Consider the following 21,706-nt stretch of genomic DNA (forward strand, 5'->3'; position numbering starts at 1 on the left):
CGACGCCCCTGCCCCGGAGCCGGACCGGCTCTGTCAGCACACCCGCGTACAATGTCCCGGTATGCCCGCGGCCGGACGGCCGCCCCGACGCACCCCTTGAAAGGCCCCCTGCATGCCCGACCGAGCCACATCGCAGCACATCGCGACGGCGAGGTTCGGCGGACTGGACGGGCTGCGCGCGGTCGCCGTGGGGCTGGTGCTCGTGTACCACCTCTGGCCGACGCTGCTGCCGGGCGGCTTCCTCGGCGTCGACGTCTTCTTCGCGATCAGCGGGTTTCTCATCACCTCGCTACTGCTGCGCGAGCTCGACGCCCGGGGGCGCATCGGCCTGATCAACTTCTGGCGGCGCCGAGCTCGGCGTCTGCTACCGGCTCTCGCCCTGGTGCTGCTCGTCTGCACGTCGCTCGCCCGACTCGTCGGCGGCGACATCCTCGTCTCGATCGGCAAGCAGATCGCGGGCGCTTCGTTCTTCGTGAGCAACTGGGTCTACATCGTTCTGGGCGCCGACTACTTCGCGAGGGACAACCCCGAGCTGTACCGCAATACATGGTCACTCGCGATCGAAGAGCAGTTCTACATCGTGCTGCCGCTGCTGCTGCTCCTGCTGTTCCGCATGCGCGGCCGGTGGAGCCGGGCCGCCGTACTGCTCGGGCTCGGCAGCGCTTCCGCGGCGTGGATGGCGATCATGTCGATGCTCGGCGCCGACGCGACCCGCATCTACTTCGGGTCGGACACGCATACGTTCGGCCTGCTGCTCGGGGCCGGTGCGGCCGCACTGCTGCACCGCTCGCCGGACGCACCGCCGGCACGCCGACTCGGCGTGATGCGCCAGCTCGGCATCCTCGCGATCGCGCTCGCGGGCCTGGCGGTGCTCGGCTGGCTCGCGGTCGACCTCGACGAGGCCAGCCCCGAGAGCTTCCAAGGCGGCTTCCAGCTGGCGACCGCGGCCGCCATCGTGGTGGTCTGCGCGATCACTCGCCCGGGGGCGTGGGCGGGGCGTGCGCTCGACATCCTGCCGATGCGCTGGGTGGGCGAGCGCTCATACGGCATCTACCTGTGGCACTGGCCGCTGCTGATCGTATTCGGCGCGGCGTTCGCGGGTGCGCTCGAGCCCTGGGTGACCGGCGTCTTCACGTTCGCCGTGACGATCGCGCTCGCCGCGCTCTCGTACAGCTACGTCGAGCAGCCGATCAGGAGCCTCGGCCTGCGCGCCACGCTGAAGAAGCTCTGCACGTTCAAGATCAGTACGCGCCGCAACCGCACCGTCGCCGCAGTGCTCGCCGCACTGCTCGTCGTCACCGTGCCCGCGACCGCGTACACGATCGCGACGGCCCCGTCGCTGAGCACCGCCGCGGAGGCCATCGCGCGCGGCCAAGCTGCGCTCGACGAGCAGGCCGAGGGCGCGGCCGACGGCGCCGATACCGGTGCCGACGCCGCATCCGGTGCCGACGCCGATGCCCACGCGTGCGATTCCGCCGGTGCCTCCGCCGCGAAGGGCGATGCGCAGGACGCCGGCGACCAGAAGCAGAGCGACGCGGGCGCCGGCACCCGGAGCGCTGACGCCGAGAGCACCCACGCCAAGAGCACCGACGCGAAGAGCTCTGATTCGAAGGACACCGACGCGAAACGCTCTGCCGAGGAATGCCGCAAGGCGCTCCCGCCGGTGGCGCCGCAGGGGGCCGATATTTCGGCGATCGGCGACTCCGTGATGCTCGCGAGCCTCCCCGAGCTCACCGAGGCGTTCCCGGGCATCGCCATCGACGCCGCCGTCTCGCGCGGCATGGGACCGGGCGTCGGTCTGGCGCAGCAGGAGGCCGACCAGGGCGCACTGCGTTCCGTGGTCGTCGTCGGGCTCGGCACGAACGGCACCGTCGACCCCGAGGAGCTCGAAGAACTGCACCGCCTCGCCGGGACGCGCCTCATCGTGCTCGTGAACGCGTACGGCGAACGCGACTGGATTCCCGGCGTCAACCAGACGCTCGAGAGCTTCGCTGCGAGCTATCGAGGCGTCGTCGTCGCCGACTGGCAAGGGTCTGTGACCGGCGTCGAAGGCGCACTCGCGGGCGATGACATCCATCCCAACCCGAGCGGCGGCGCGATCTACGCGGCGTCGGTGCAGCAGGCGCTCGACGCACTGCAGCAGCCCGGCGAGGCGCTCGGCTACGCGATCCCCCGCCGCTGATTCCAGGCCGTCAGGGCCCACTGCATGCCGCGCAGGATCCGCCGTATAGCCCCGCGACCGCCGTATAGCCGGAGTACCGTGCCGCAGCTATTCTGAGGCGCCGCGCCACTCCAGTCGTCGCGCCGCCTGGTCCGAAACGCCCGCGCCGCACCGGACGCCGCGTACAACGACGAACGCCCCGCGTCTCCTCTCGGATGCGCGGGGCGTTCGCTCGTGCGACGGGACGAAGACCTTACTCGGCCTTCTCCTCGGCGGCTTCCTCAGCGGGAGCCTCGGTCTCGGCGGCTTCGGTCTCGGCGACCTCTTCCTCGACGACCTCGGCCTCGACGGGTGCTTCTTCGGCCGGAGCCGCAGCAGCCTTCTTCGGCTTCGGGTTCACGGGCGCGAGAACGAGCTCGATCACTGCGAGGGGAGCGTTGTCGCCCTTGCGGAAACCGGTCTTGATGATGCGGGTGTAGCCACCCTCACGGTTCTCGACGAGGGGTGCGATCTCGGTGAAGAGCTCGTGCACGACCGACTTGTCGAGGATCTGGCGCATGACGCGACGGCGTGCGTGCAGGTCGCCGCGCTTCGCGAAGGTGACGAGGCGCTCGGCGACGGGCTGCAGACGCTTGGCCTTGGTCTCCGTCGTCTGGATGCGCTTGTGCTCGAAGAGCTGCGCAGCCATCTGGTTCAGCATCAGGCGCTCGTGAGCGGGGCCGCCTCCGAGGCGGGGGCCCTTGTTGGGCTTCGGCATTGTTTACTCCAGTGGATGTGCGATCGGGTCGGTGACGGCCGGATCGTTAGTTGTTGTCGTCTTCGTAGCTGTAGAACTGCGCGCCGTCGAAACCGGGCACGGCATCCTTCAGCGAGAGGCCCATCTCGGTGAGCTTGTCGCGCACCTCGAAGACGGACTTCTGACCGAAGTTGCGAATGTTCATGAGCTGCGCCTCGGAGAGCGCGACGAGCTCGCTCACCGTGTTGATGCCCTCGCGCTTGAGGCAGTTGTAGCTGCGCACGGAGAGGTCCAGATCCTCGATCGGGATGGACAGCTCGCCCTCGGTGGCCGCCTCGACCGGCGCGGGGCCGATCTCGACGCCCTCGGCGGCGGTGTTCAGCTCGCGTGCGAGGCCGAACAGCTCGACCAGGGTCGAACCGGCCGACGCGATGGCGTCGCGGGGGCTGATGGCGGGCTTCGTCTCGACATCGACCACGAGGCGGTCGAAGTCGGTACGCTCACCGGCGCGCGTGGCCTCCACGCGGTAGGTGACCTTCAGTACGGGCGAGTAGATCGAATCGACGGGGATCCGGCCGACCTCTGCGTCTTCGTTGCGGTTCTGGGCTGCCGAGACGTAGCCGCGGCCGCGCTCGATGGTCAGCTCGAGCTCGAACTGGGCCGCGTCGCTGAGCGTCGCGATGACGAGCTCGGGGTTGTGCACCTCGACACCAGCGGGAGCGGAGATGTCGGCGGCGGTCACCTCGCCCTCACCGGTCTTGCGCAGGTAGGCGGTGATCGGCTCGTCGTGCTCGCTGGAGACGACGAGGGACTTGATGTTGAGAATGATCTCGGTCACGTCCTCGGTCACGCCGGGGATCGTGGTGAATTCGTGGGCAACGCCCTCGAAGCGGACGCTGGTGACAGCGGCGCCGGGGATCGAGGAGAGCAGCGTGCGACGCAGCGAGTTGCCGAGCGTGTAGCCGAAGCCCGGTTCGAGGGGCTCGATGGCGAAGCGCGAACGGAACTCGGAGATCGATTCTTCAGTCAGAGTGGGGCGCTGTGCAATGAGCACGGTGGTGTCCTTTCGCTGGAGTCCGCTATATGACTCATGCGGTATCGGGAATGAGGAATTGCGACGGAGCGCGGCGGGCCGGTGACCCGACCGCGCTCAATCGCACACGCGTGCTGGTTAGACGCGACGACGCTTCGGCGGGCGGCAGCCGTTGTGCGTCTGCGGGGTGACGTCATTGATCGAGCCGACCTCGAGGCCTGCAGCCTGGAGCGAACGGATCGCGGTCTCGCGGCCCGAGCCGGGACCCTTGACGAAAACGTCGACCTTCTTCATGCCGTGCTCCTGCGCCTTGCGGGCAGCCGACTCTGCGGCGAGCTGCGCGGCGAACGGGGTCGACTTGCGCGAGCCCTTGAAGCCGACGCCGCCCGAGGAGGCCCAGCTGATCACAGCACCGGTGGTGTCCGTGATCGAAACGATCGTGTTGTTGAACGTCGACTTGATGTGGGCCTGGCCCACTGCAACGTTCTTCTTGTCCTTGCGACGCGGCTTACGAGCCGCCGTCTTCGGTGCAGCCATTGAGTATTCTCCTGAAAAGCTCTGTGTGTTCGGTCAGTGAACCGGCGATTACTTCTTCTTGCCGGCGACGGTGCGCTTCGGGCCCTTACGGGTACGAGCGTTCGTCTTCGTGCGCTGACCGTGCACGGGCAGGCCCTTGCGGTGGCGAAGACCCTGGTAGCTGCCGATCTCGACCTTGCGGCGGATGTCGGCTGCGACCTCGCGGCGGAGGTCGCCCTCAACCTTGAAGTTGCCTTCGATGTAGTCGCGGAGCGCGACGAGCTGATCGTCGGTCAGATCCTTGACGCGGATGCTGCCGTCGATGCCGGTGTCGGCGAGCGCCTTGAGTGCGCTCGTGCGGCCGACGCCGTAGATGTAGGTCAGTGCGATCTGGACGCGCTTATCGCGCGGGATATCGACTCCTGCGAGACGTGCCATGGTGGCTCTCCTTGCGGATTGTGGAGGTGTGGTGCGCATCGGGGGTTCGAGCCTCCGCCCGAGGTGTCCACCGCGCCCGCTGGGCTCGGCTTCTTCGATGCGCTGTGAGTATTGACTTGTCTGCTCTGCGAGAGCGGTGCGTCCGCGTTTCCGGCCGAGGCCGGGAAGCGCGAGCGGCGAGGGGATCAGCCCTGGCGCTGCTTGTGACGCGGGTTGCTCTTGCAGATGACCATGACGCGGCCGTGGCGACGGATGACCCTGCAGTGATCGCAGATGGGCTTGACGCTGGGCTTAACCTTCATGATGTTTCCTCTAGTGGTTCGCTGTCCTCGTACTCGCGGGATGCCGCGAGTCGTTACTTTCCAGCGGCCTACTTGTAGCGGTAGACGATGCGACCGCGCGTGAGGTCGTAGGGCGTCAGCTCCACGATTACGCGATCTTCCGGGAGGATGCGGATGTAGTGCTGCCGCATCTTGCCCGAGATATGAGCGAGTACCTTGTGACCGTTGGTCAGCTCGACACGGAACATGGCGTTGGGCAGTGCCTCAACGACCTGGCCCTCGATCTCGATGACGCCGTCTTTCTTCGCCATAGCCTCACTATCGCTTGAGTAGGATGTACTGGTCTTGCGAATGCTCGGCACCGTTTTCGAGAACACGAAAACAGGCGCAAAGCACCAAAGAGTTACTCTACACCGGCGATCCCGCTCGCGCAAGCACGCGTTCCCTCAGGAGTTCGCGCCTCGCGCCCGGTTCGACTGCGTCGCCATGATGCTCACGAGCTCATACGCCAGGTTCGATGCCGCGACTGCGGTGATCGACGCGTGATCGTACGCGGGCGCGACTTCGACGATGTCGGCTGCGACGATGTGCAGGTCGCTCATGCCGCGCAGGATCTCGAGCAGCTCGCGCGAAGTCATCCCTCCGGCCTCGGGGGTGCCGGTGCCCGGCGCGAAGCCCGGGTCGAGCACGTCGATATCGATCGAGATGTACACCGGTGCGTCACCGACCCGTCGCCGAATGCGTTCGAGCGCGCCCTCGGCGCCGATCCTGTCGAAGTCGCGGCAGTGGATGATGGTGAATCCGAGCTGCTCGTCATCCTCCAGATCCTCCGGCTGGTAGATCGACCCCCGGATGCCGACATGCGCTGAGCGATCCTTGCGGATTAGGCCTTCTTCGGAGGCCCGCCTGAATGGCGAACCGTGCGTGATCGATGCTCCGAAGTAGGTGCCCCAGGTGTCCAGGTGGGCGTCGAAATGGACCAGCGCTACCGGACCATGCTCCGAATGAACGGCCCGCAGCGACGGCAGCGCGAGCGTGTGGTCGCCGCCGAGGAGCACATAGGGGCGCTGCTCGCCGCCCATCAGCTCTGCGAGCCCGGCCTGCACCTCGTCGATCGCCGTCTCGATGCTGAACGGATTGCAGGCGATGTCGCCGGCGTCCACGACCTGCACCTGGTCGAATGGGTGCACCTGCTGCGCAGGGTTGTACGCCCTGAGCAGTCGCGATGCCTCGCGGATGGCCGATGGTCCGAAGCGGGCTCCTGGCCGAAATGTCACCCCGGCATCGAAGGGGCCGCCGACAATCGCAACATCGTGCGCCTGCACATCGTCGATGCGCGGCAGACGCGCGAACGTCGTGAAGCCCGCATATCGCGGCGAGACCTGTCCGTCGACCTGCCCGACGGGCGCTGGCCTCGCGCTGCTCCGGTCTTTCGAATCATCCATGGCTCAGTTCCCTCTCTCTTGTTCGAATACGCGATGCCCGCCGACCCAGGTCTCGAGAACTTCGATCTGCATCAGCGCTTCTGGTGCAACGGCATAGGGATCGGCGGAGAGCACGATGAGATCCGCGAGCTTCCCCGCAGCGATCGACCCGACCGATGACTCTCGATGGATCGATCTCGCCGCGCCGAGCGTGTGCGCCTCGATCGCCTCGGCGACCGTCAATCGCAGCTCCGGGCCGCCGAGCACCTCTCCCGTCGAAGTCATGCGGGCGACTGCCGTGCACACCGCCTCCATCGGGTCGGGCGGGCAGACGGGCGCATCTGACGAAAGGACCAGCGGCACCCCGTTGTCGCGCATCTCCCCCAGCGGACACAGGCGCTGCGCGCGATCGCCGAGCGCCTTCGAGAGCTCCTCGCCGTAGCGGCGCATGTACTGCGGTTGCGTGACCGGCCACAATCCGAGCTTCTGGACGCGGCGCACCTGCTCGGAGGTCGGGGCTCCGAAGTGCTCGATGCGGTGCCTCGCATCGGTGCGTCCCCCCGAAGCACGGATCACCTCGTGCGCGTCGATCACGACCTCGATCGCCGCGTCGCCCTGAGCATGCGTCGCGGTCTGCAAGCCGAGCCGGTCCGCCCGCGCGATGAGCTCCGAGATCTCCTCCGGGGAATGGTAGTAATAGCCGAAGTCCTCCGTCGAGCAGCAGTAGGGCTCGCTGAACCGCGCTGTGGCGCCGGTGAGCGCGCCGTCGACATAGAGCTTGATCCCGGAGAATGCGAGCAGATCGTCGCCGAGCCGGTCGCCGAGTCCGAGCGCTTCCATCTGGTCCAGCAGGCTCGAGATCACGAGCATCTCGACCCTCATGGTGAGCTCGCCCCGACGTCGGAGCGCGAAGTAGGCGCGCAGCTCCCGGGCTGTGACCTGCGCGTCGACCACGGTCGTCACTCCGGCTGAGAGGAAGCGCGACTGAGCCTCGCCGAGATGATCGGCGAGCTCCGCGAGCCCCTCAGGCAGATGGAAGTTCGGTCCGTTGTTCGCGATCTTCACGCCGCCCGCGCCCGTCAGGACGTCGGCGGCGGCATCCCAGACTTCGCCGTTCAACGCGCCGGACCCATCGCGCCCGAAGTGCCCGCCATCGGGGTCCGGTGTGTCTTCGGTGACGCCCGCCTGCTGCAGCACCCAGGAGTTGACGATCGCGCCGTGCCCGCTCGAATGGAAAACGAGCACCTCCCGGTCGCTCGCGACGCGGTCGAGGTCGGTCAGGGTCAGCATGCGCCCCTCGGCGACATTGCCGTGATGGAACCCCTCGCCCCGCACCGGGCCGGTCCGCTGCGACTGCGCCTGCTCCTGCAGTCGCGCGACGACATCCTCGACCGATGGCGCCGCGTTCCAACTGCAATCGACCCACGAATCGAACTGCCCGAGCATCAACGGGTGGCAATGCGCATCGACGAATCCGGGGAGCATGGTGCCGCCGTCGAGATCGATGACTTCCGGTGGCCTCAGCGATGCGGCTCTGCACTGGGCTTCCGTACCGACCGCGATGATGCGGTCATCCCTCACGAGTACTGCGTCGGCGGCCACCACGTCTTCGACGGTGCGGATCGTGCCGTTCACGAACAGCGTCTCGACCATGCTCATCAGAGGTTCCATTCTCGAGTGTTGCGATTCATCGATGGATGATGGGCGGATCAGTGCGCCCTGTGCTCCCCGCCCGGCTTCAGCCATGCACGTCCGGTGCCGCTTCCCGGCGCCCCTTGTCGTGCAGGCGCATAATGGCGAGCACGCTCAGGATCGATACTCCGCAGAAGACGGCGAGGTAGGCGAAGATCAGCCACGGAGAGCCGTTCGCGATGCCCAGCAGCGTCGGCAGCACGATCGGCGTGACGACGCCGGCGGTGAGCGCGGCTCCCTGATAGGCGAGCGAGGTACCGGAGTACCTGACATTCACAGGGAAGAGCTGCGCGAGGATGCTCGCCATCGGGCCGTAGTTGAAGGCAGTGCAGAGCGCGATGACGCACAGCATCGCCGTGATGATGAACATGGACCCGGTGTGCGCGAGCAGATACAGCGGGACGCACAGAATCGCGATTCCCGATAGCCCGACGACCACGACGTAATGGGCCTTCCATTTGTCGCCCAGAAGGCCGGCGAGCGGCATGAACGCCATCTCGAAGAGCCCCGCGATGATGAGTGCGTTCAGCACGAGATCGATCGGCACCCCGGCCTCGTCCGTCGAGTAGGCGAGGAAAAACGAGGACGTCACGTAGTATCCGCCCGTGGCGATGAACATCGCACCGATGCCGATGAGCAGCCGTCGCGGCATCCGCGTGATGACCTCCTTCGCCGGGTTCTTCACGAGGATCCCCAGCGCAGCCGTATTGGTGAACTCAGGCGATTCCGCGACCTTCAGCCGGATGATCAGGCCGAGCACCAGCAGCACGGCGGACATGAGGAAGGGGATGCGCCAGGAGCCTTCGAGCAGGCCTCCTCCGATGTGCTCCGAGACCGAGAACATCACCGACGACAGGGTGGCGCCGACCGAGGAGCCGAGCTGCACGAACGAGCCGTAGAAGGTGCGTCGCCCCTGCGGTGCGTGCTCCACCGCGAGCAATGCGGCACCGCCCCACTCACCGCCCATCGCGACGCCCTGCACGAGGCGCAGCGTTACGAGCAGCAGGGGCGCGATGGGGCCCGCAGTCTCGTAGCTCGGCAGCAGACCGATACCGACCGTGCCGATACCCATGAGCAGGAGCGTTGCGACGAGGATCGGCTTGCGCCCGATCCGGTCGCCGAGATAGCCGAACAGCAGTGCGCCGATCGGCCGTCCTAGGTAACCGAACGAGGTGGTACCGAAGGCGACGATCAGCCCTATCGTGGGGTTCATATCGGGCGGGAAGAACACGTGTCTGAACACGAGAGCCGCTGCCGTGGCGTAGATGAAGAAGTCGTACCACTCGATACTGGTGCCGGCGAGCGCGGCGCCTGCAGCGAGACGAGGCGTCGTGCGGTTCTTCGTTTCACTCATCATTCTCCTGACTCGACATTGAGCGGACGCAAATATGCGGACGGCAACATTATGCGAACCCACACGACGATCCGACAAGCGAAACAGCAGCAGATTGGATGAGTGCTATCGAACAGCGGCGTTTATTGTGCGAACATACAATCAGCGGCGCAAGCGGGGCGGCTGCGCCGCCCCCACGAGGAATGAGAAGGAGCCCGATGATCGACGACTCATCCCCGCTGGACCCTTGGCCCGGGAAACCGCTCTCGGCGCTCCTCGCCGAGCCAGGGCTCAACATCACGGCAGTGCTCACCTCTGAACCGCCCGCGACGGTGATGATCACCGATGTGCACACTACCGAGGCGATCGACCCGAGCCCGTACGTGCGCGCTGGCGAGCTCATCTGCACGGTGGGCACGGCCCTGACATCGGCCGCGAACTGCGCGAACTTCGTGCATGCGGTCAGCCGTGCGGGAGCTGTCGCGATCTGCCTCGGCCTCGGCGAGGTGCACTTGCACGCCCCGACGCCCCTCATCGACGAGTGCCGCAGAGCGGGCATGCCTCTGGTGGAGATGGCGACGGGAACGCCGTTCACGGAGATCAGCGTGAGACTCGCCGACGACCGCCTGCGCTTGCATACCGCCGCTACAGAGCGCGATGACCAGATCATCGCCGGGATGCTCACGCTGCTCCAAGGAGGAGCGCTCACCTCGGAGCTCATCACGGAATGCGAACGCGCTCTCGGCGGCCGATTCCTCTTCTGGCACCGGGGCGAGCTGCAGGAGCACGCTGCGCGCGAACTCCTCAACGCGCCCGAAGACTCAGGATCCGTGCATCGGGTACGGCTGAACGCGGAAGAGTCGCTGCTCTGGGCCCCCGATGATTCGCATCCAGCACTCGAGACCGGAGCCCTGCACCAGATCGGGCGCGTGCTGCAGGTCGCGCACCGCAACGAGTTCGAGAAGCTGCGCCAGCAATCGCGTCGCATCGGGGAGCTCTTCACGCTGGTAGCGAATGGATTGGCCCGCCCGGGCTCCCTCGCCGCGGATCTCGCGAGCGGCGGCATGGAAGATGCTCCGCTCTCGGTATCCGCCTGGCCCCGCGGCACATTCCATCTGCTGGTCGAGCAGTTCGGATCCGGGCTCATCGCCGATACCGGGGACGAGCTCCTCGTCGCTTCCGCGACTCCCACGGACGCTCACGGCATCGCGCAGAGACTCGGGCTGGTGTGCGGATACAGCAGCGCGATCGAGCAGCCCGAGCTGCAGCGCGGCATCCTCGAGGCCCGTGCCGCCCTCAGGGTCGCCCGCAAGCAGGGCCGCGTCTGCGGACCCGAGAGCCTCACCACTATCGAAACCCTGCTCGAGCAGCAGCCGCCCGGGCTCCTCGCTCCGTTCGTCCATCAGCTCATCGGCCCACTGCTCGACCCGAAAGTGCGCGGCGGGCGCGACCTCCTGGGCACCCTTCAAGCGTTCATGGCGCACAACGGTTCGCTGAAGGCGACGGCGCAGGCGGAGTTCCTGCACATCAATACGGTGCGGCACCGACTCTCGCGCATTCACAGCATCGTCGGCAAGAACCCTCTGGATTTCGCTGATCTGGCAGATCTACGCATCGGGCTCTGGGCCTATCGCGCCTCCGAGGCGCGCAGGTGATTCCGACGGCGCGGATCACAGCGCGGCGAAGGCCAGACCTCGGGCCTGCAGCTGCGGGATGGCCTGCAGGATCCCTGCCGCGGTGCCCGAGCCGGGCTGGTTCATGTGCGCGATCACGATCTCGCCGCCCGCGCATCGGAGGAGTTCGCCCGTGACGGCTGCTGCTGGAAGGGTCGCTCCCCCGTCTCCATTCACCGCGAAGCCGGCGATGCCTTCGCCGAGCGAGGCCGCGATGCTCAGGCCGACATCGTCGAGGTGCGCCGTGCCGGGGCGGAACCAGCGCGGTGCGACCCCGGCGAGGTTCTCGATCGCGAGATGGTTCTCCCAGACCTCGTACGCGGCCTCCCGGGCGCTGGCCGTGCCCGCGATGCCGTAGGCCGCTGCGCCGGTCACGCTCAGCGGGCGATGCAGGGCGCCGTGGTTCTGGATGGAGAAGAGCGGGTTCGCCGCGAGCTGCGCCGCGAGATCGGGGTTCGCGGTGATCCATCGGAGGTTCAGGAACAGGGTCGCCGGTATCCCGGCCTGGACGAGTCCGTCGATGAGGGCGGCGTCGTAGCCCGAGCCGGTGGGCCCGCCGCACGCGTCGAGCGTGAGATGCACCGCACCGGGCTGTGCGCTCCCGGCGTCGACCCCCGTGCCGACGACGCCCGGGAAGTGCATGCCCCACTGCGTCGGGGCCAGGCCCTCATGCGCGGCGATCACTGCTTCGACATCGGGCTGCGGCGGCGTCTCGAGCACGGGATCGGGCTCGGGCGTCGGTTCGGGTTCCGGTGTAGCGAACGGCGCCGGAGTGCTCGTAGCGGGTCGTGGGCGCACGTCGGCGGGCGCTTCCGGGGAGCAACCGACGAGCAGCAGACCGACGGAACCGATGACCAGGCTCCGCCTCGTCAGTGGGACTCCCCCGGCGGTCACTTCGATCAGGGGATCGGGACGGGGGTGATGCCGAGCGGCTCGAGGCCGGCGGCGCCGCCGTCGTCTGCGGTCAGCACCCAGATGCCCTTCTCGTGCACCGCGACGCTGTGCTCCCACTGCGCGCTCATCGAACCGTCGGCGATCGTCACGGTCCAGTCGTCGTTCTGGATGACCGTATCGATGGTGCCGGCCGAGATGATCGGCTCGATCGCGACGACGAGGCCGGGTTTGATCTCGGGACCCTTGCGGGCGACCGGCACGTTGAAGACCGGCGGATCCTCGTGCATGCTGCGTCCGATACCGTGCCCGATGTAGTCCTCGAGCACGCCGAAGTCGCTGTGGCTGCGCACGTACTGCGAGACGGCCGTGCCCACCTCGTTCAAATGGGTGGCGCGGGCGAGCGTCGCGATCCCGCGCCACATCGCCTGCTCGGTGACCTCGCTGAGCTTCGTGTTGCTCGCGGTGCGCTCGGCGTCGCGCGGGTCGGGAAGCACGGCGGTGATCGCCGCATCGCCGTTCCAGCCGCCGATCACCGCGCCGACGTCGAGCGAGACGATATCGCCGTCGACGAGCGGGCGGTCGGTCGGGATGCCGTGTACCACGTCGGCGTTCACGTTCGCGCAGATCGTGTGCCGATATCCGGGCTCGAGCATGAAGTTCGGAGCGCCTCCGAGCGAGCGGATCGCATCTTCGGCGATCGCGTCGAGCTCGAGCGGCGTGATGCCGGGCCGCACCGCCTCGCGCATCGCGCGGAGCGCGGCGCCGGTGGCCCGCCCCGGCTCGATCATGAGCCGCAGCTGGGCCGGCGACTTGTAGATCGATCGGCGCAGTAGCCCCCGACGCGCCATGCTCAGCGTCCCAGCTGGGCCGAGAGGCCGGCGGCGATGCGCTCGGCGACCTCGTCGACAGTGCCGAGACCGTCGACGGCGACGAGGATCCCGCGCTCCGTGAAGAGCTCGACGAGCGGTGCCGTCTGCTCCGCGTAGACGTCCTGGCGGTGGCGGATGACCTCTTCGGTGTCGTCTGCGCGGCCCTCGATCTCGGCGCGCTTCAGGAGGCGCGAGACGACCTCGTCGACGTCGGCTTCGAGCAGCACGACCGCGTCGAGCGCGTCGCCGTCGATCATGCCGTCGAGGGCGTGCACCTGCTCGACGTTGCGGGGGTAGCCGTCGAGCAGGAAGCCGCCCTGGGCGTCGTCCGCACCGAGGCGATCCTGAACGATCTCGTTGGTCAGCGAATCGGGAACGAGCTCGCCGCTCTCGATGATCGCCTGCACGCGCTTGCCGAGCTCGGTGCCGCCCTTGATGTTCGCGCGGAAGATGTCGCCCGTGGAGATCGCGGGGACGCCGTAGGCCTCGGCGATGCGGCCGGCCTGCGTGCCCTTGCCCGCGCCGGGCGGGCCGATGATGAGGAGTCGGGTGGTGGTTTCGCTCACTTGAGAAGCCCTTCGTAATGACGCTGCTGCAGCTGCGCATCGATCTGCTTGACCGTCTCGAGCCCCACACCGACGATGATGAGGATCGAGGCCCCGCCGAACGGGAAGTTCTGGTTCGCGCCGAAGAAGGCGAGGGCGATGAGCGGGATCAGAGCGATCACGCCGAGGTACAGCGACCCGGCGCTCGTGACGCGGTTGAGCACGTAGTTGAGGTATTCGGCCGTCGGACGGCCGGCGCGGATGCCCGGGACGAAGCCGCCGTACTTCTTCATGTTGTCCGCGACCTCCTCCGGGTTGAAGGTGATCTGTACGTAGAAGAACGTGAAGCCGATGATCAGCAGGAAGAATACCAGCATGTACAGCGGCTGATCGCCGTAGACGAGGTTGTTCTGGATCCAGACGACCCAGCCCTTCGGGTCCTCGCCGATCTTCGGCTGATTGAACTGCGCGATGAGCATCGGCAGGTAGAGGATCGCCGAGGCGAAGATGACCGGGATCACGCCGGCCATGTTGACCTTGATCGGGATGTAGGTGCTCGAGCCGCCGTAGGTGCGGCGACCGACGACGCGCTTCGCGTACTGCACCGGGATGCGGCGCTGCGACTGCTCGACGAAGACCACGGCGCATACGACCAGCAGGCCGACGCCGATGACGAGGAAGAAGACCTCCCAGCCCTCGGACTGCTTGATGACCCACAGCGCGTTCGGGAAGGTCGCGGCGATCGAGGTGAAGATGAGGAGCGACATGCCGTTGCCGATGCCGTTCTCGGTGATGAGCTCGCCGAACCACATGATGAGGCCGGTGCCGGCGGTCATCGTGAGGATCATGATGAGCACCGCCCACCACTCCTGCGCCACCAGGTTCTGGCAGGCCTGGTTGGCGGCGGAGCCGAAGAGCTGCCCCGAGCGCGCGACCGTGATGAGCGTCGTCGACTGCAGCACGGCGAGGGCGATGGTGAGGTATCGCGTGTACTGGGTGAGCTTGGCCTGGCCGGCCTGGCCCTCCTTGTGCAGATCCTCGAAGTGCGGGATGACCACGCGCAGCAGCTGCACGATGATCGATGCGGTGATGTACGGCATGATGCCCAGCGCGAAGACCGAGAGCTGCAGCAGCGCACCGCCGCTGAACATGTTGATCATCTCGTACAGGCCCGAGGTGCCGCCCTGGTTCGCGGCGAGGCACGACTGGACGTTGTCGAACTGCACGAAGGGCGTCGGCACGAATGAGCCGAGCCGGAACAGTGCGACGATGGCGAGCGTGAAGAGGATCTTCCGCCTGAGATCAGGCGTACGGAAAATCCGTCCTATGGCGCTGAACAAATCCTGCCTCCTGGGGACGTCGTCATGGGGCTTCGCCTCACGACGATAACCAACCACACCAGCCTACACGCTGCACCGAGGTCGTAATCGACCGCGTACGCAACTCGCTGGGAAGAAAAAAGGGGGATATCGCGAGCCGGCATGTGCTGCCGGCCCGCGACTCCCCCGCATTCCGAGTCAGACTCGAACGCTTACTTGATCTGACCGCCGGCTGCGACGATCTTCTGCTCGGCCGAGCCGGAGACCTTGTCGACATCGACGGTGAGCTTCACCTGGATGTCGCCGTCGCCCAGCACCTTGACGGGCTGGTTCGCGCGGACAGCGCCCTTCTCCACGAGATCGGCGACGGTGACGTCGCCCCCCGCGGGGTAGAGCTCGGCGAGCTTCGAGACGTTGACCACCTGGTACTCCACGCGGAACGGGTTCTTGAACCCGCGCAGCTTCGGCGTACGCATGTGCAGCGGCATCTGGCCGCCCTCGAAGCCGGCCTTCACCTGGTACCGGGCCTTGGTGCCCTTGGTGCCGCGGCCCGCGGTCTTGCCCTTCGAGCCCTCACCGCGACCCACGCGGGTCTTGGCGGTCTTCGAACCGGCGGCGGGGCGCAGGTGATGCGCCTTGAGCACCTGCTGGCGCTCCTCGTTCTTCTCGCTCATCAGTCGATCTCCTCAACCTCTACCAGGTGAGCGACCGCACGGATGTAGCCGCGGTTGGCCTGGGTGTCCTCGCGAACGACCGACTGGCCGATCTTGCGGAGACCGAGGCTGCGCAGCGTCTCGCGCTGGTTCTGCTTCTCACTGATAACGGACTTCTTCTGCGTAATCTTCAAGGACTTCGCCATCACGCACCTGCCTTTGCCTTCGCGGCAGCGTCGGCCAGCGCCTTCGCCTCGGCGCGCACGATGCGAGCCGGCGCGACGTGGTCGAAGTCGAGCCCGCGGCGAGCTGCGACGGAGCGGGGCTCCTCGAGCTTCTGCAGGGCCTCGACGGTCGCGTGCACGATGTTCAGGGTGTTCGACGAACCGAGCGACTTGCTCAGCACGTCGTGGATGCCGGCGCACTCGAGGACGGCGCGGACCGGGCCACCGGCGATAACACCGGTACCGGCAGCGGCCGGGCGCAGCAGGACGACGCCTGCGGCTGCCTCACCCTGGATGGGGTGCGGGATGGTGCTGCCGACGCGAGGCACGCGGAAGAAGTTCTTCTTCGCCTCCTCGACGCCCTTGGAGATGGCGAGGGGAACTTCCTTCGCCTTGCCGTAGCCGACGCCGACGGTGCCGTTGCCATCGCCCACCACGACGAGCGCGGTGAAGCTGAAGCGACGGCCGCCCTTGACGACCTTCGACACGCGGTTGATGGTGACGACGCGCTCCAGGAACTGGCTGTCGTTGCGGTCGCGACCGCCGCGCTCGCCACGGGTGCCGCGGTCGCGGCTGCCGCGACGCTGCTCGCGGGGCTCGCCGCGGTGATCCTGTGCGGGTGCCGCTGCGGCCTGGGTCTCGGCCGGGGCCTCTGCAGTCACTTGCTGCTCCTTAGTTTCGTTGCTCACAGTGACAGCCCTCCCTCACGTGCGCCGTCGGCGACTGCCGCCACGCGACCTGCGTACTTGCTGCCACCGCGGTCGAAGACGACGGCTTCGACACCGGCGTTCTTCGCGCGCTCGGCGACGAGTTCGCCGACCTTGTGCGCCTTGGCGGTCTTGTCGCCCTCGAAGACGCGCAGATCCGCTTCCATGGTCGACGCCGAGGCCACGGTGTGGCCCTTCGAGTCGTCGATGACCTGGACGAAGACGTGACGCGACGAGCGGGTCACGACGAGACGGGGGCGGACCTCCGTGCCGACGATCTTCTTGCGAAGGCGGGCATGGCGGCGCAGGCGAGCCGCGGTACGGCCCTTAGCCCGGGAAATAGATGCGGCCATGTTACTTACCAGCCTTTCCAGCCTTGCGACGAACGTTCTCGCCCGCGTAGCGGATGCCCTTGCCCTTGTAGGGCTCCGGCTTCTTCAGCTTGCGGATTTTCGCTGCGGCTTCGCCGACAGCCTGCTTCGAGATACCGCTCACGGTGATCTTGTTGGCGCCCTCGACCGCGATGGCGATGCCCTCGGGGGCGTCGAAGGTGACCGGGTGCGAGAAGCCGAGCGCCAGCTCGATGCCGGTGCCCTTCTGCTGCACGCGGTAGCCGGTGCCGACGACCTCGAGCGACTTCGAGTAGCCCGCGGTGACGCCGACGATGTTGTTGTTGATGAGCGTGCGGGTCAGACCGTGCAGCGCTCGCGACTCGCGCTCGTCGTCGGGACGGGTGACCAGAACCTGGCCGTCCTCGAGAGCGACGCGGATGGGCTCGGAGACGACGAGCGAGAGCTCGCCCTTCGAACCCTTGACCGTGACCTGCTGGCCATCGATCTTGACATCAACACCACCGGGAACGGTGATGGGAAGCTTTCCAATACGTGACATGACGGCTTACCACACGTAGGCGAGCACTTCGCCGCCGACGCCCTTCTGCTCGGCCTCGCGGTCGGTCAGCAGACCGGAGGAGGTGGACAGGATCGCAACGCCGAGGCCGCCGAGCACGCTCGGGATCTCGGTCGAACGCGCGTACACGCGAAGACCGGGCTTCGAAACGCGCTTCAGCCCCTCGATCGAGGGCTCGCGGTTCGGGCCGTACTTCAGCGACAGGGTCAGCGTGGTCCCGACGCGAGCCGGCTCCACCTTCCAGTCGGTGATGTAGCCCTCGCGCTTGAGGATCTCTGCGATCCGCTCCTTCAGCTTCGAGCCGGGAAGCGAAACGTCGTCATGATGCGCACCGCTTGCGTTGCGCAGCCGGGTCAGCAGATCTGCGACCGGATCAGTCATAGTCATGAGTGACTCTTCTTTCTCGCCTGGTATCGACGGCCGTTACACGACCGCCGACCTGGGTGACACACGGATCGGGTGCCCGGGAAACCCCGGACACCCTCGCCGTTTGGACTATTCAGTTATTCGGACTTGAACGGGAAGCCGAGCGCCTTGAGCAGCGCGCGACCCTCGTCGTCGGTCTGAGCGGTAGTCACGACAGTGATGTCGAAACCGCGCACCCGATCAATCTTATCCTGATCGATCTCGTGGAACACACTCTGCTCAGTCAATCCGAAGGTGTAGTTGCCGTTGCCGTCGAACTGCTTGGGCGACAGACCGCGGAAATCGCGGATGCGCGGCAGTGCGAGGTTGACGAGACGGTCGAGGAACTCCCATGCACGGTCGCCACGGAGAGTGACGTGCGCACCGATGGCCTGGCCCTCGCGCAGCTTGAACTGCGCGATGGACTTGCGGGCCTTGGTGACCATGGGCTTCTGGCCGGTGATCTTGGTGAGGTCGGCGATGGCGCCCTCGATCACCTTGCTGTCGCGTGCGGCTTCGCCGACACCGGTGTTCACGACGACCTTGACGAGGCCGGGAACCTGCATGATGTTGGCGTAGTCGAACTGCTCGCGCAGCTGCGGCACGATCTCGCCGCGGTACTTCTGCTTCAGACTGGGCTGAACCTTAGCCTCGGCCATCAGAGATCCTTCCCAGACTTCTTCGCGTAGCGCACGCGAACGGTCTTCTTCTTGCCGTCCTTCTCGACCTCTTCGACGCGGAAACCGACACGGGTCGGCTTCTTCGTCTCGGGGTCGACGATGGCGACGTTCGAAATATGGATCGGGGCCTCGACGGTCTCGATGCCGCCCTCGCGGGCGCCACCGCTCGTCTGACCGGCCGCGACGTGCTTCTTGACGTAGTTCACGCCTTCCACGACGACGCGATCGCTGTCGGTGAGGACGTCGATGACGCGCCCCTGCTTGCCCTTGTAGCCGCCGCGCTCCTGCGACGGGCCCGAGATGACCTCGACGAGGTCACCCTTCTTGATCTTTGCGCCCATAGGACTAGATCACCTCCGGTGCGAGCGAGACGATCTTCATGAACTTCTTGTCGCGAAGCTCACGGCCGACCGGCCCGAAGATACGGGTGCCGCGGGGCTCCCCGTCTGCCTTGAGAATGACGGCTGCGTTCTCGTCGAAGCTGATGTACGAGCCATCGGCACGACGGGTCGACTTGCGAGCGCGAACGACGACCGCCTTGACGATGTCGCCCTTCTTCACGTTGCCGCCGGGGATCGCATCCTTGACGGTTGCGACGATCGTGTCGCCGAGACCGGCGTAACGACGCTTCGATCCCCCGAGGACACGGATCGTGAGCAACTCCTTGGCGCCGGTGTTGTCGGCGACCTTGAGTCGGGATTCCTGCTGAATCACTTGCTACTCCTTCAATCAGTAAGCCGGGGGCTTACTTCGCCTTCTCGAGGATCTCGACCAGACGCCAGCGCTTCGAGGCGCTCAGCGGGCGGGTCTCGTGGATGAGCACGAGATCGCCGATGCCGGCGGTGTTCTGCTCGTCGTGGGCCTTCACCTTCGACGAACGGCGCATGACCTTGCCGTAGAGCGGGTGCTTCACACGGTCCTCGACCTCGACGACGATGGTCTTGTCCATCTTGTCGCTGACGACGTAGCCGCGGCGAGTCTTACGGTAGCCGCGCTGTTCCTTCTCGACCTCAGCCATACTCAGGCCTCCTTCGTTTCAGCGGCGGCGTCCGCCTGCTCGGTCTTCTTCGTAGCCTTCTTGGCCTTGGCGGGAGCCGCGGGAGCGGGCGTCGCCCGGATCCCGAGCTCGCGCTCGCGCAGCACGGTGTAGATGCGAGCGATGTCGCGCTTCACCTGGCGCACGCGGCCGTGGCTCTCCAGCTGGCCGGTGGCCGACTGGAAACGCAGATTGAAGAGCTCGGCCTTGGCCTTCTTCAGCTCTTCGGCCAGACGCTCGTTCTCGAAGGTATCGAGTTCCGTGATGGCCAGTTCCTTGGTACCGATCGCCATTACGCGTCGCCCTCCTCGCGCTTGATAATGCGGGCCTTGAGCGGCAGCTTGTGGATCGCGCGGGTCATCGCCTCGCGGGCCAGCTGCTCGTCGACACCGGCGACCTCGAAGAGGACGCGGCCCGGCTTGACATTGGCCACCCACCACTCGGGCGAACCCTTACCCGAACCCATACGGGTTTCTGCGGGCTTCTTGGTGAGGGGCTGGTCGGGGTAGATATTGATCCACACCTTGCCACCGCGCTTGATGTGACGGGTCATCGCGATACGAGCGGACTCGATCTGACGGTTCGTCACGTAAGCGGGGGTGAGCGCCTGAATACCGAACTCACCGAAGGTGACCTTGGTGCCGCCCTTGGCCTGGCCCGAACGGCCCGGGTGGTGCGGCTTGCGGTACTTGACTCGACGGGGAATCAGCATGCTTACTTCTCCGCTCCTGCTGCAGCGGGTGCAGCCTCGGCCTGTGCGCCACGGGGGGCGCGACGGCGGTCGCCGCGGTCGCGCGACGGCTTCTGGGCCGCCTGCTCGCGTGCGAGTTCCTTGTTAGTGAGGTCGCCCTTGTAGATCCAGACCTTCACGCCGATGCGGCCGAAGGTGGTCTTCGCCTCGTAGAAGCCGTAGTCGATGTTCGCGCGCAGCGTGTGCAGCGGCACGCGACCCTCGCGGTAGAACTCCGAACGGCTCATCTCGGCGCCGCCGAGGCGGCCGGAGACCTGGATGCGGACGCCCTTGGCGCCGGCGCGCTGAGCACCCTGCAGGCCCTTGCGCATCGCGCGGCGGAAAGCCACGCGAGCGGCGAGCTGCTCGGCGATGCCCTGAGCGACGAGCTGAGCATCGGCCTCGGGGTTCTTGACCTCGAGAATGTTCAGCTGGATCTGCTTGCCGGTCAGCTTCTCGAGGTCGGCGCGGATGCGCTCGGCCTCGGCGCCGCGGCGACCGATGACGATACCGGGACGCGCCGAGTGGATGTCCACGCGGACGCGGTCGCGGGTGCGCTCGATCTCGACGCGCGAGACGCCGGCGCGATCGAGCTGCGTGGTCAGGTGCTGGCGGATCTTGATGTCCTCGGCCAGGTAATCAGCGTAGCGCTGACCCTTCTTGGTCGAGTCCGAGAACCAGCGCGACACGTGGTCGGTAGTGATCCCGAGGCGGAAGCCGTAGGGATGAATCTTCTGGCCCATACCGTTAGGCTCCCTTCTTCGCGGCGGCGAGCTCATCGGCGGTCTGAAGAACGACCGTGATGTGGCTCGTGCGCTTGTTGATACGGAATGCGCGACCCTGTGCACGCGGGCGGAAACGCTTGAGCGTCGCGCCCTCGTCGACGAAGGCGCGGGCTACGACGAGCTCGTCCTCGTTGAGGCGCAGGTTCTCGTTGTCAGCCTTCACGCGAGCGTTCGCGATCGCCGAGGCGACCAGCTTGAACACGGGCTCTGCAGCTGCCTGAGGTGCGAACTTCAGGATGGCGAGTGCCTCCTGGGCGTTCTTACCGCGAACCAGGTCAACGACGCGACGGGCCTTCTGGGGGGTGATGCGGATATGACGCACGCGGGCGATCGACTCCACCATTTCTCTTCCTCCTTCACGTCACCGCGTTAGCGGCGACGGCCCTTCTTGTCGTCCTTCACGTGACCGCGGAAGGTACGAGTGGGCGCGAACTCGCCCAGCTTGTGACCGACCATGGTTTCGGTGACGAATACGGGAATGTGCTTGCGACCGTCGTGCACTGCGATGGTGTGACCCAGCATTGCGGGGATGATCATCGAGCGGCGCGACCAGGTCTTGATCACGTTCTTGGTGCCGGCTTCGTTCTGAGCAACTACCTTGCCAAGCAGGTGGTTGTCGACGAAGGGGCCCTTCTTGAGACTACGAGGCATCTTCTACTCTCT

The 21,706-nt window shown here is 66.6% G+C and carries 30 protein-coding genes; 2 read left to right on the top strand and 28 right to left on the bottom strand.

Annotated elements, in window-relative coordinates; all coding sequences use genetic code 11:
• Positions 1-112: 112 nt before the first annotated feature.
• A complete protein-coding gene (locus ACUYTF_RS01280) occupies positions 113-2,182 on the top strand; it encodes an acyltransferase family protein (protein ID WP_434141313.1) in 2,070 nt (689 codons plus the stop codon).
• 232 nt (positions 2,183-2,414) lie between these two features.
• On the opposite strand, the gene rplQ is transcribed toward ACUYTF_RS01280, so the two are convergent.
• The 9 genes from rplQ to ACUYTF_RS01325 form a co-directional block, all read right to left on the bottom strand.
• On the bottom strand, positions 2,415-2,918 hold the full coding sequence (gene rplQ / locus ACUYTF_RS01285; RefSeq protein ID WP_449279223.1) for a 50S ribosomal protein L17: 504 nt from the start codon (positions 2,916-2,918) through the stop codon (positions 2,415-2,417).
• Positions 2,919-2,964: 46 nt separating this feature from the next.
• Positions 2,965-3,951, bottom strand: coding sequence for a DNA-directed RNA polymerase subunit alpha (locus tag ACUYTF_RS01290; RefSeq protein ID WP_434141309.1), 987 nt, complete (start codon positions 3,949-3,951; stop codon positions 2,965-2,967).
• Positions 3,952-4,068: 117 nt separating this feature from the next.
• Positions 4,069-4,467, bottom strand: a complete 399-nt coding sequence (rpsK, locus tag ACUYTF_RS01295) for a 30S ribosomal protein S11 (protein WP_053352811.1) — start codon at positions 4,465-4,467, stop codon at positions 4,069-4,071.
• A gap of 48 nt (positions 4,468-4,515) precedes the next feature.
• A complete protein-coding gene (gene rpsM, locus ACUYTF_RS01300) occupies positions 4,516-4,884 on the bottom strand; it encodes a 30S ribosomal protein S13 (protein WP_434141306.1) in 369 nt (122 codons plus the stop codon).
• A 185-nt stretch (positions 4,885-5,069) separates the two neighbouring features.
• A complete protein-coding gene (gene rpmJ, locus ACUYTF_RS01305; RefSeq protein WP_132201997.1) occupies positions 5,070-5,186 on the bottom strand; it encodes a 50S ribosomal protein L36 in 117 nt (38 codons plus the stop codon).
• A gap of 68 nt (positions 5,187-5,254) precedes the next feature.
• Positions 5,255-5,476, bottom strand: a complete 222-nt coding sequence (gene infA, locus ACUYTF_RS01310) for a translation initiation factor IF-1 (RefSeq protein ID WP_017885304.1) — start codon at positions 5,474-5,476, stop codon at positions 5,255-5,257.
• 135 nt (positions 5,477-5,611) lie between these two features.
• Positions 5,612-6,610: an agmatinase gene (gene speB / locus ACUYTF_RS01315; RefSeq protein WP_434141303.1), complete on the bottom strand. Its 999-nt coding sequence runs from the start codon at positions 6,608-6,610 to the stop codon at positions 5,612-5,614.
• A gap of 3 nt (positions 6,611-6,613) precedes the next feature.
• Entirely contained in the window at positions 6,614-8,248 is a 1,635-nt protein-coding gene (locus ACUYTF_RS01320) for an amidohydrolase family protein (protein WP_434141301.1), read from the bottom strand.
• Positions 8,249-8,327: 79 nt separating this feature from the next.
• Entirely contained in the window at positions 8,328-9,635 is a 1,308-nt protein-coding gene (locus ACUYTF_RS01325; protein ID WP_434141299.1) for an MFS transporter, read from the bottom strand.
• Between the two features lie 197 nt (positions 9,636-9,832).
• Here ACUYTF_RS01325 and ACUYTF_RS01330 point away from each other — a divergent pair, with 197 nt between their 5' ends.
• Positions 9,833-11,269 (top strand): PucR family transcriptional regulator ligand-binding domain-containing protein, encoded by a 1,437-nt coding sequence (locus tag ACUYTF_RS01330; protein WP_434141297.1) that lies wholly within the window; start codon positions 9,833-9,835, stop codon positions 11,267-11,269.
• Positions 11,270-11,284: 15 nt separating this feature from the next.
• On the opposite strand, the gene ACUYTF_RS01335 is transcribed toward ACUYTF_RS01330, so the two are convergent.
• The 19 genes from ACUYTF_RS01335 to rpsS form a co-directional block, all read right to left on the bottom strand.
• Positions 11,285-12,181 (bottom strand): polysaccharide deacetylase family protein, encoded by an 897-nt coding sequence (locus ACUYTF_RS01335; protein ID WP_434141295.1) that lies wholly within the window; start codon positions 12,179-12,181, stop codon positions 11,285-11,287.
• A gap of 5 nt (positions 12,182-12,186) precedes the next feature.
• Positions 12,187-13,029, bottom strand: a complete 843-nt coding sequence (gene map / locus ACUYTF_RS01340; RefSeq protein ID WP_434141293.1) for a type I methionyl aminopeptidase — start codon at positions 13,027-13,029, stop codon at positions 12,187-12,189.
• A 2-nt stretch (positions 13,030-13,031) separates the two neighbouring features.
• Positions 13,032-13,616 carry an adenylate kinase gene (locus tag ACUYTF_RS01345; RefSeq protein ID WP_434141291.1) on the bottom strand — a complete coding sequence of 195 codons (585 nt, stop codon included), beginning with the start codon at positions 13,614-13,616 and terminating at the stop codon, positions 13,032-13,034.
• On the bottom strand, positions 13,613-14,935 hold the full coding sequence (gene secY / locus ACUYTF_RS01350) for a preprotein translocase subunit SecY (protein WP_434141289.1): 1,323 nt from the start codon (positions 14,933-14,935) through the stop codon (positions 13,613-13,615). Before secY ends, ACUYTF_RS01345 begins: the two co-directional genes overlap by 4 nt.
• A gap of 191 nt (positions 14,936-15,126) precedes the next feature.
• Positions 15,127-15,591, bottom strand: a complete 465-nt coding sequence (gene rplO / locus ACUYTF_RS01355; protein WP_434141676.1) for a 50S ribosomal protein L15 — start codon at positions 15,589-15,591, stop codon at positions 15,127-15,129.
• Positions 15,588-15,773: a 50S ribosomal protein L30 gene (gene rpmD, locus ACUYTF_RS01360; protein ID WP_434141287.1), complete on the bottom strand. Its 186-nt coding sequence runs from the start codon at positions 15,771-15,773 to the stop codon at positions 15,588-15,590. Before rpmD ends, rplO begins: the two co-directional genes overlap by 4 nt.
• Positions 15,773-16,480, bottom strand: a complete 708-nt coding sequence (rpsE, locus tag ACUYTF_RS01365; protein WP_434141285.1) for a 30S ribosomal protein S5 — start codon at positions 16,478-16,480, stop codon at positions 15,773-15,775. Before rpsE ends, rpmD begins: the two co-directional genes overlap by 1 nt.
• Complete coding sequence (gene rplR / locus ACUYTF_RS01370) at positions 16,477-16,851, bottom strand: 50S ribosomal protein L18 (RefSeq protein ID WP_434141283.1); 375 nt, start codon at positions 16,849-16,851, stop codon at positions 16,477-16,479. The genes rpsE and rplR overlap by 4 nt, the downstream gene beginning before the upstream one ends.
• 1 nt (position 16,852) lies before the next feature.
• Complete coding sequence (gene rplF, locus ACUYTF_RS01375; RefSeq protein ID WP_434141281.1) at positions 16,853-17,389, bottom strand: 50S ribosomal protein L6; 537 nt, start codon at positions 17,387-17,389, stop codon at positions 16,853-16,855.
• 6 nt (positions 17,390-17,395) lie between these two features.
• Entirely contained in the window at positions 17,396-17,794 is a 399-nt protein-coding gene (gene rpsH / locus ACUYTF_RS01380; RefSeq protein ID WP_434141279.1) for a 30S ribosomal protein S8, read from the bottom strand.
• A 116-nt stretch (positions 17,795-17,910) separates the two neighbouring features.
• Positions 17,911-18,471: a 50S ribosomal protein L5 gene (rplE, locus tag ACUYTF_RS01385; protein WP_434141277.1), complete on the bottom strand. Its 561-nt coding sequence runs from the start codon at positions 18,469-18,471 to the stop codon at positions 17,911-17,913.
• Positions 18,471-18,833, bottom strand: coding sequence for a 50S ribosomal protein L24 (gene rplX / locus ACUYTF_RS01390; RefSeq protein WP_434141276.1), 363 nt, complete (start codon positions 18,831-18,833; stop codon positions 18,471-18,473). The genes rplE and rplX overlap by 1 nt, the downstream gene beginning before the upstream one ends.
• A gap of 4 nt (positions 18,834-18,837) precedes the next feature.
• Positions 18,838-19,206: a 50S ribosomal protein L14 gene (gene rplN, locus ACUYTF_RS01395; RefSeq protein WP_434141274.1), complete on the bottom strand. Its 369-nt coding sequence runs from the start codon at positions 19,204-19,206 to the stop codon at positions 18,838-18,840.
• A 31-nt stretch (positions 19,207-19,237) separates the two neighbouring features.
• Positions 19,238-19,510 (bottom strand): 30S ribosomal protein S17, encoded by a 273-nt coding sequence (rpsQ, locus tag ACUYTF_RS01400; RefSeq protein WP_434141272.1) that lies wholly within the window; start codon positions 19,508-19,510, stop codon positions 19,238-19,240.
• A 2-nt stretch (positions 19,511-19,512) separates the two neighbouring features.
• The gene (gene rpmC, locus ACUYTF_RS01405; protein ID WP_434141270.1) at positions 19,513-19,821 is read right to left on the bottom strand and encodes a 50S ribosomal protein L29; all 309 of its coding nucleotides are present in this window, start codon (positions 19,819-19,821) and stop codon (positions 19,513-19,515) included.
• A complete protein-coding gene (gene rplP, locus ACUYTF_RS01410; protein WP_434141268.1) occupies positions 19,821-20,240 on the bottom strand; it encodes a 50S ribosomal protein L16 in 420 nt (139 codons plus the stop codon). Before rplP ends, rpmC begins: the two co-directional genes overlap by 1 nt.
• A 2-nt stretch (positions 20,241-20,242) precedes the next feature.
• Entirely contained in the window at positions 20,243-21,001 is a 759-nt protein-coding gene (rpsC, locus tag ACUYTF_RS01415) for a 30S ribosomal protein S3 (RefSeq protein ID WP_434141266.1), read from the bottom strand.
• Between the two features lie 4 nt (positions 21,002-21,005).
• Complete coding sequence (gene rplV / locus ACUYTF_RS01420; RefSeq protein WP_223044592.1) at positions 21,006-21,386, bottom strand: 50S ribosomal protein L22; 381 nt, start codon at positions 21,384-21,386, stop codon at positions 21,006-21,008.
• Between the two features lie 26 nt (positions 21,387-21,412).
• The gene (rpsS, locus tag ACUYTF_RS01425) at positions 21,413-21,694 is read right to left on the bottom strand and encodes a 30S ribosomal protein S19 (protein WP_434141264.1); all 282 of its coding nucleotides are present in this window, start codon (positions 21,692-21,694) and stop codon (positions 21,413-21,415) included.
• Between the last annotated feature and the right edge of the window lie 12 nt (positions 21,695-21,706).

This window comes from Leucobacter sp. GX0328 (assembly GCF_053567315.1).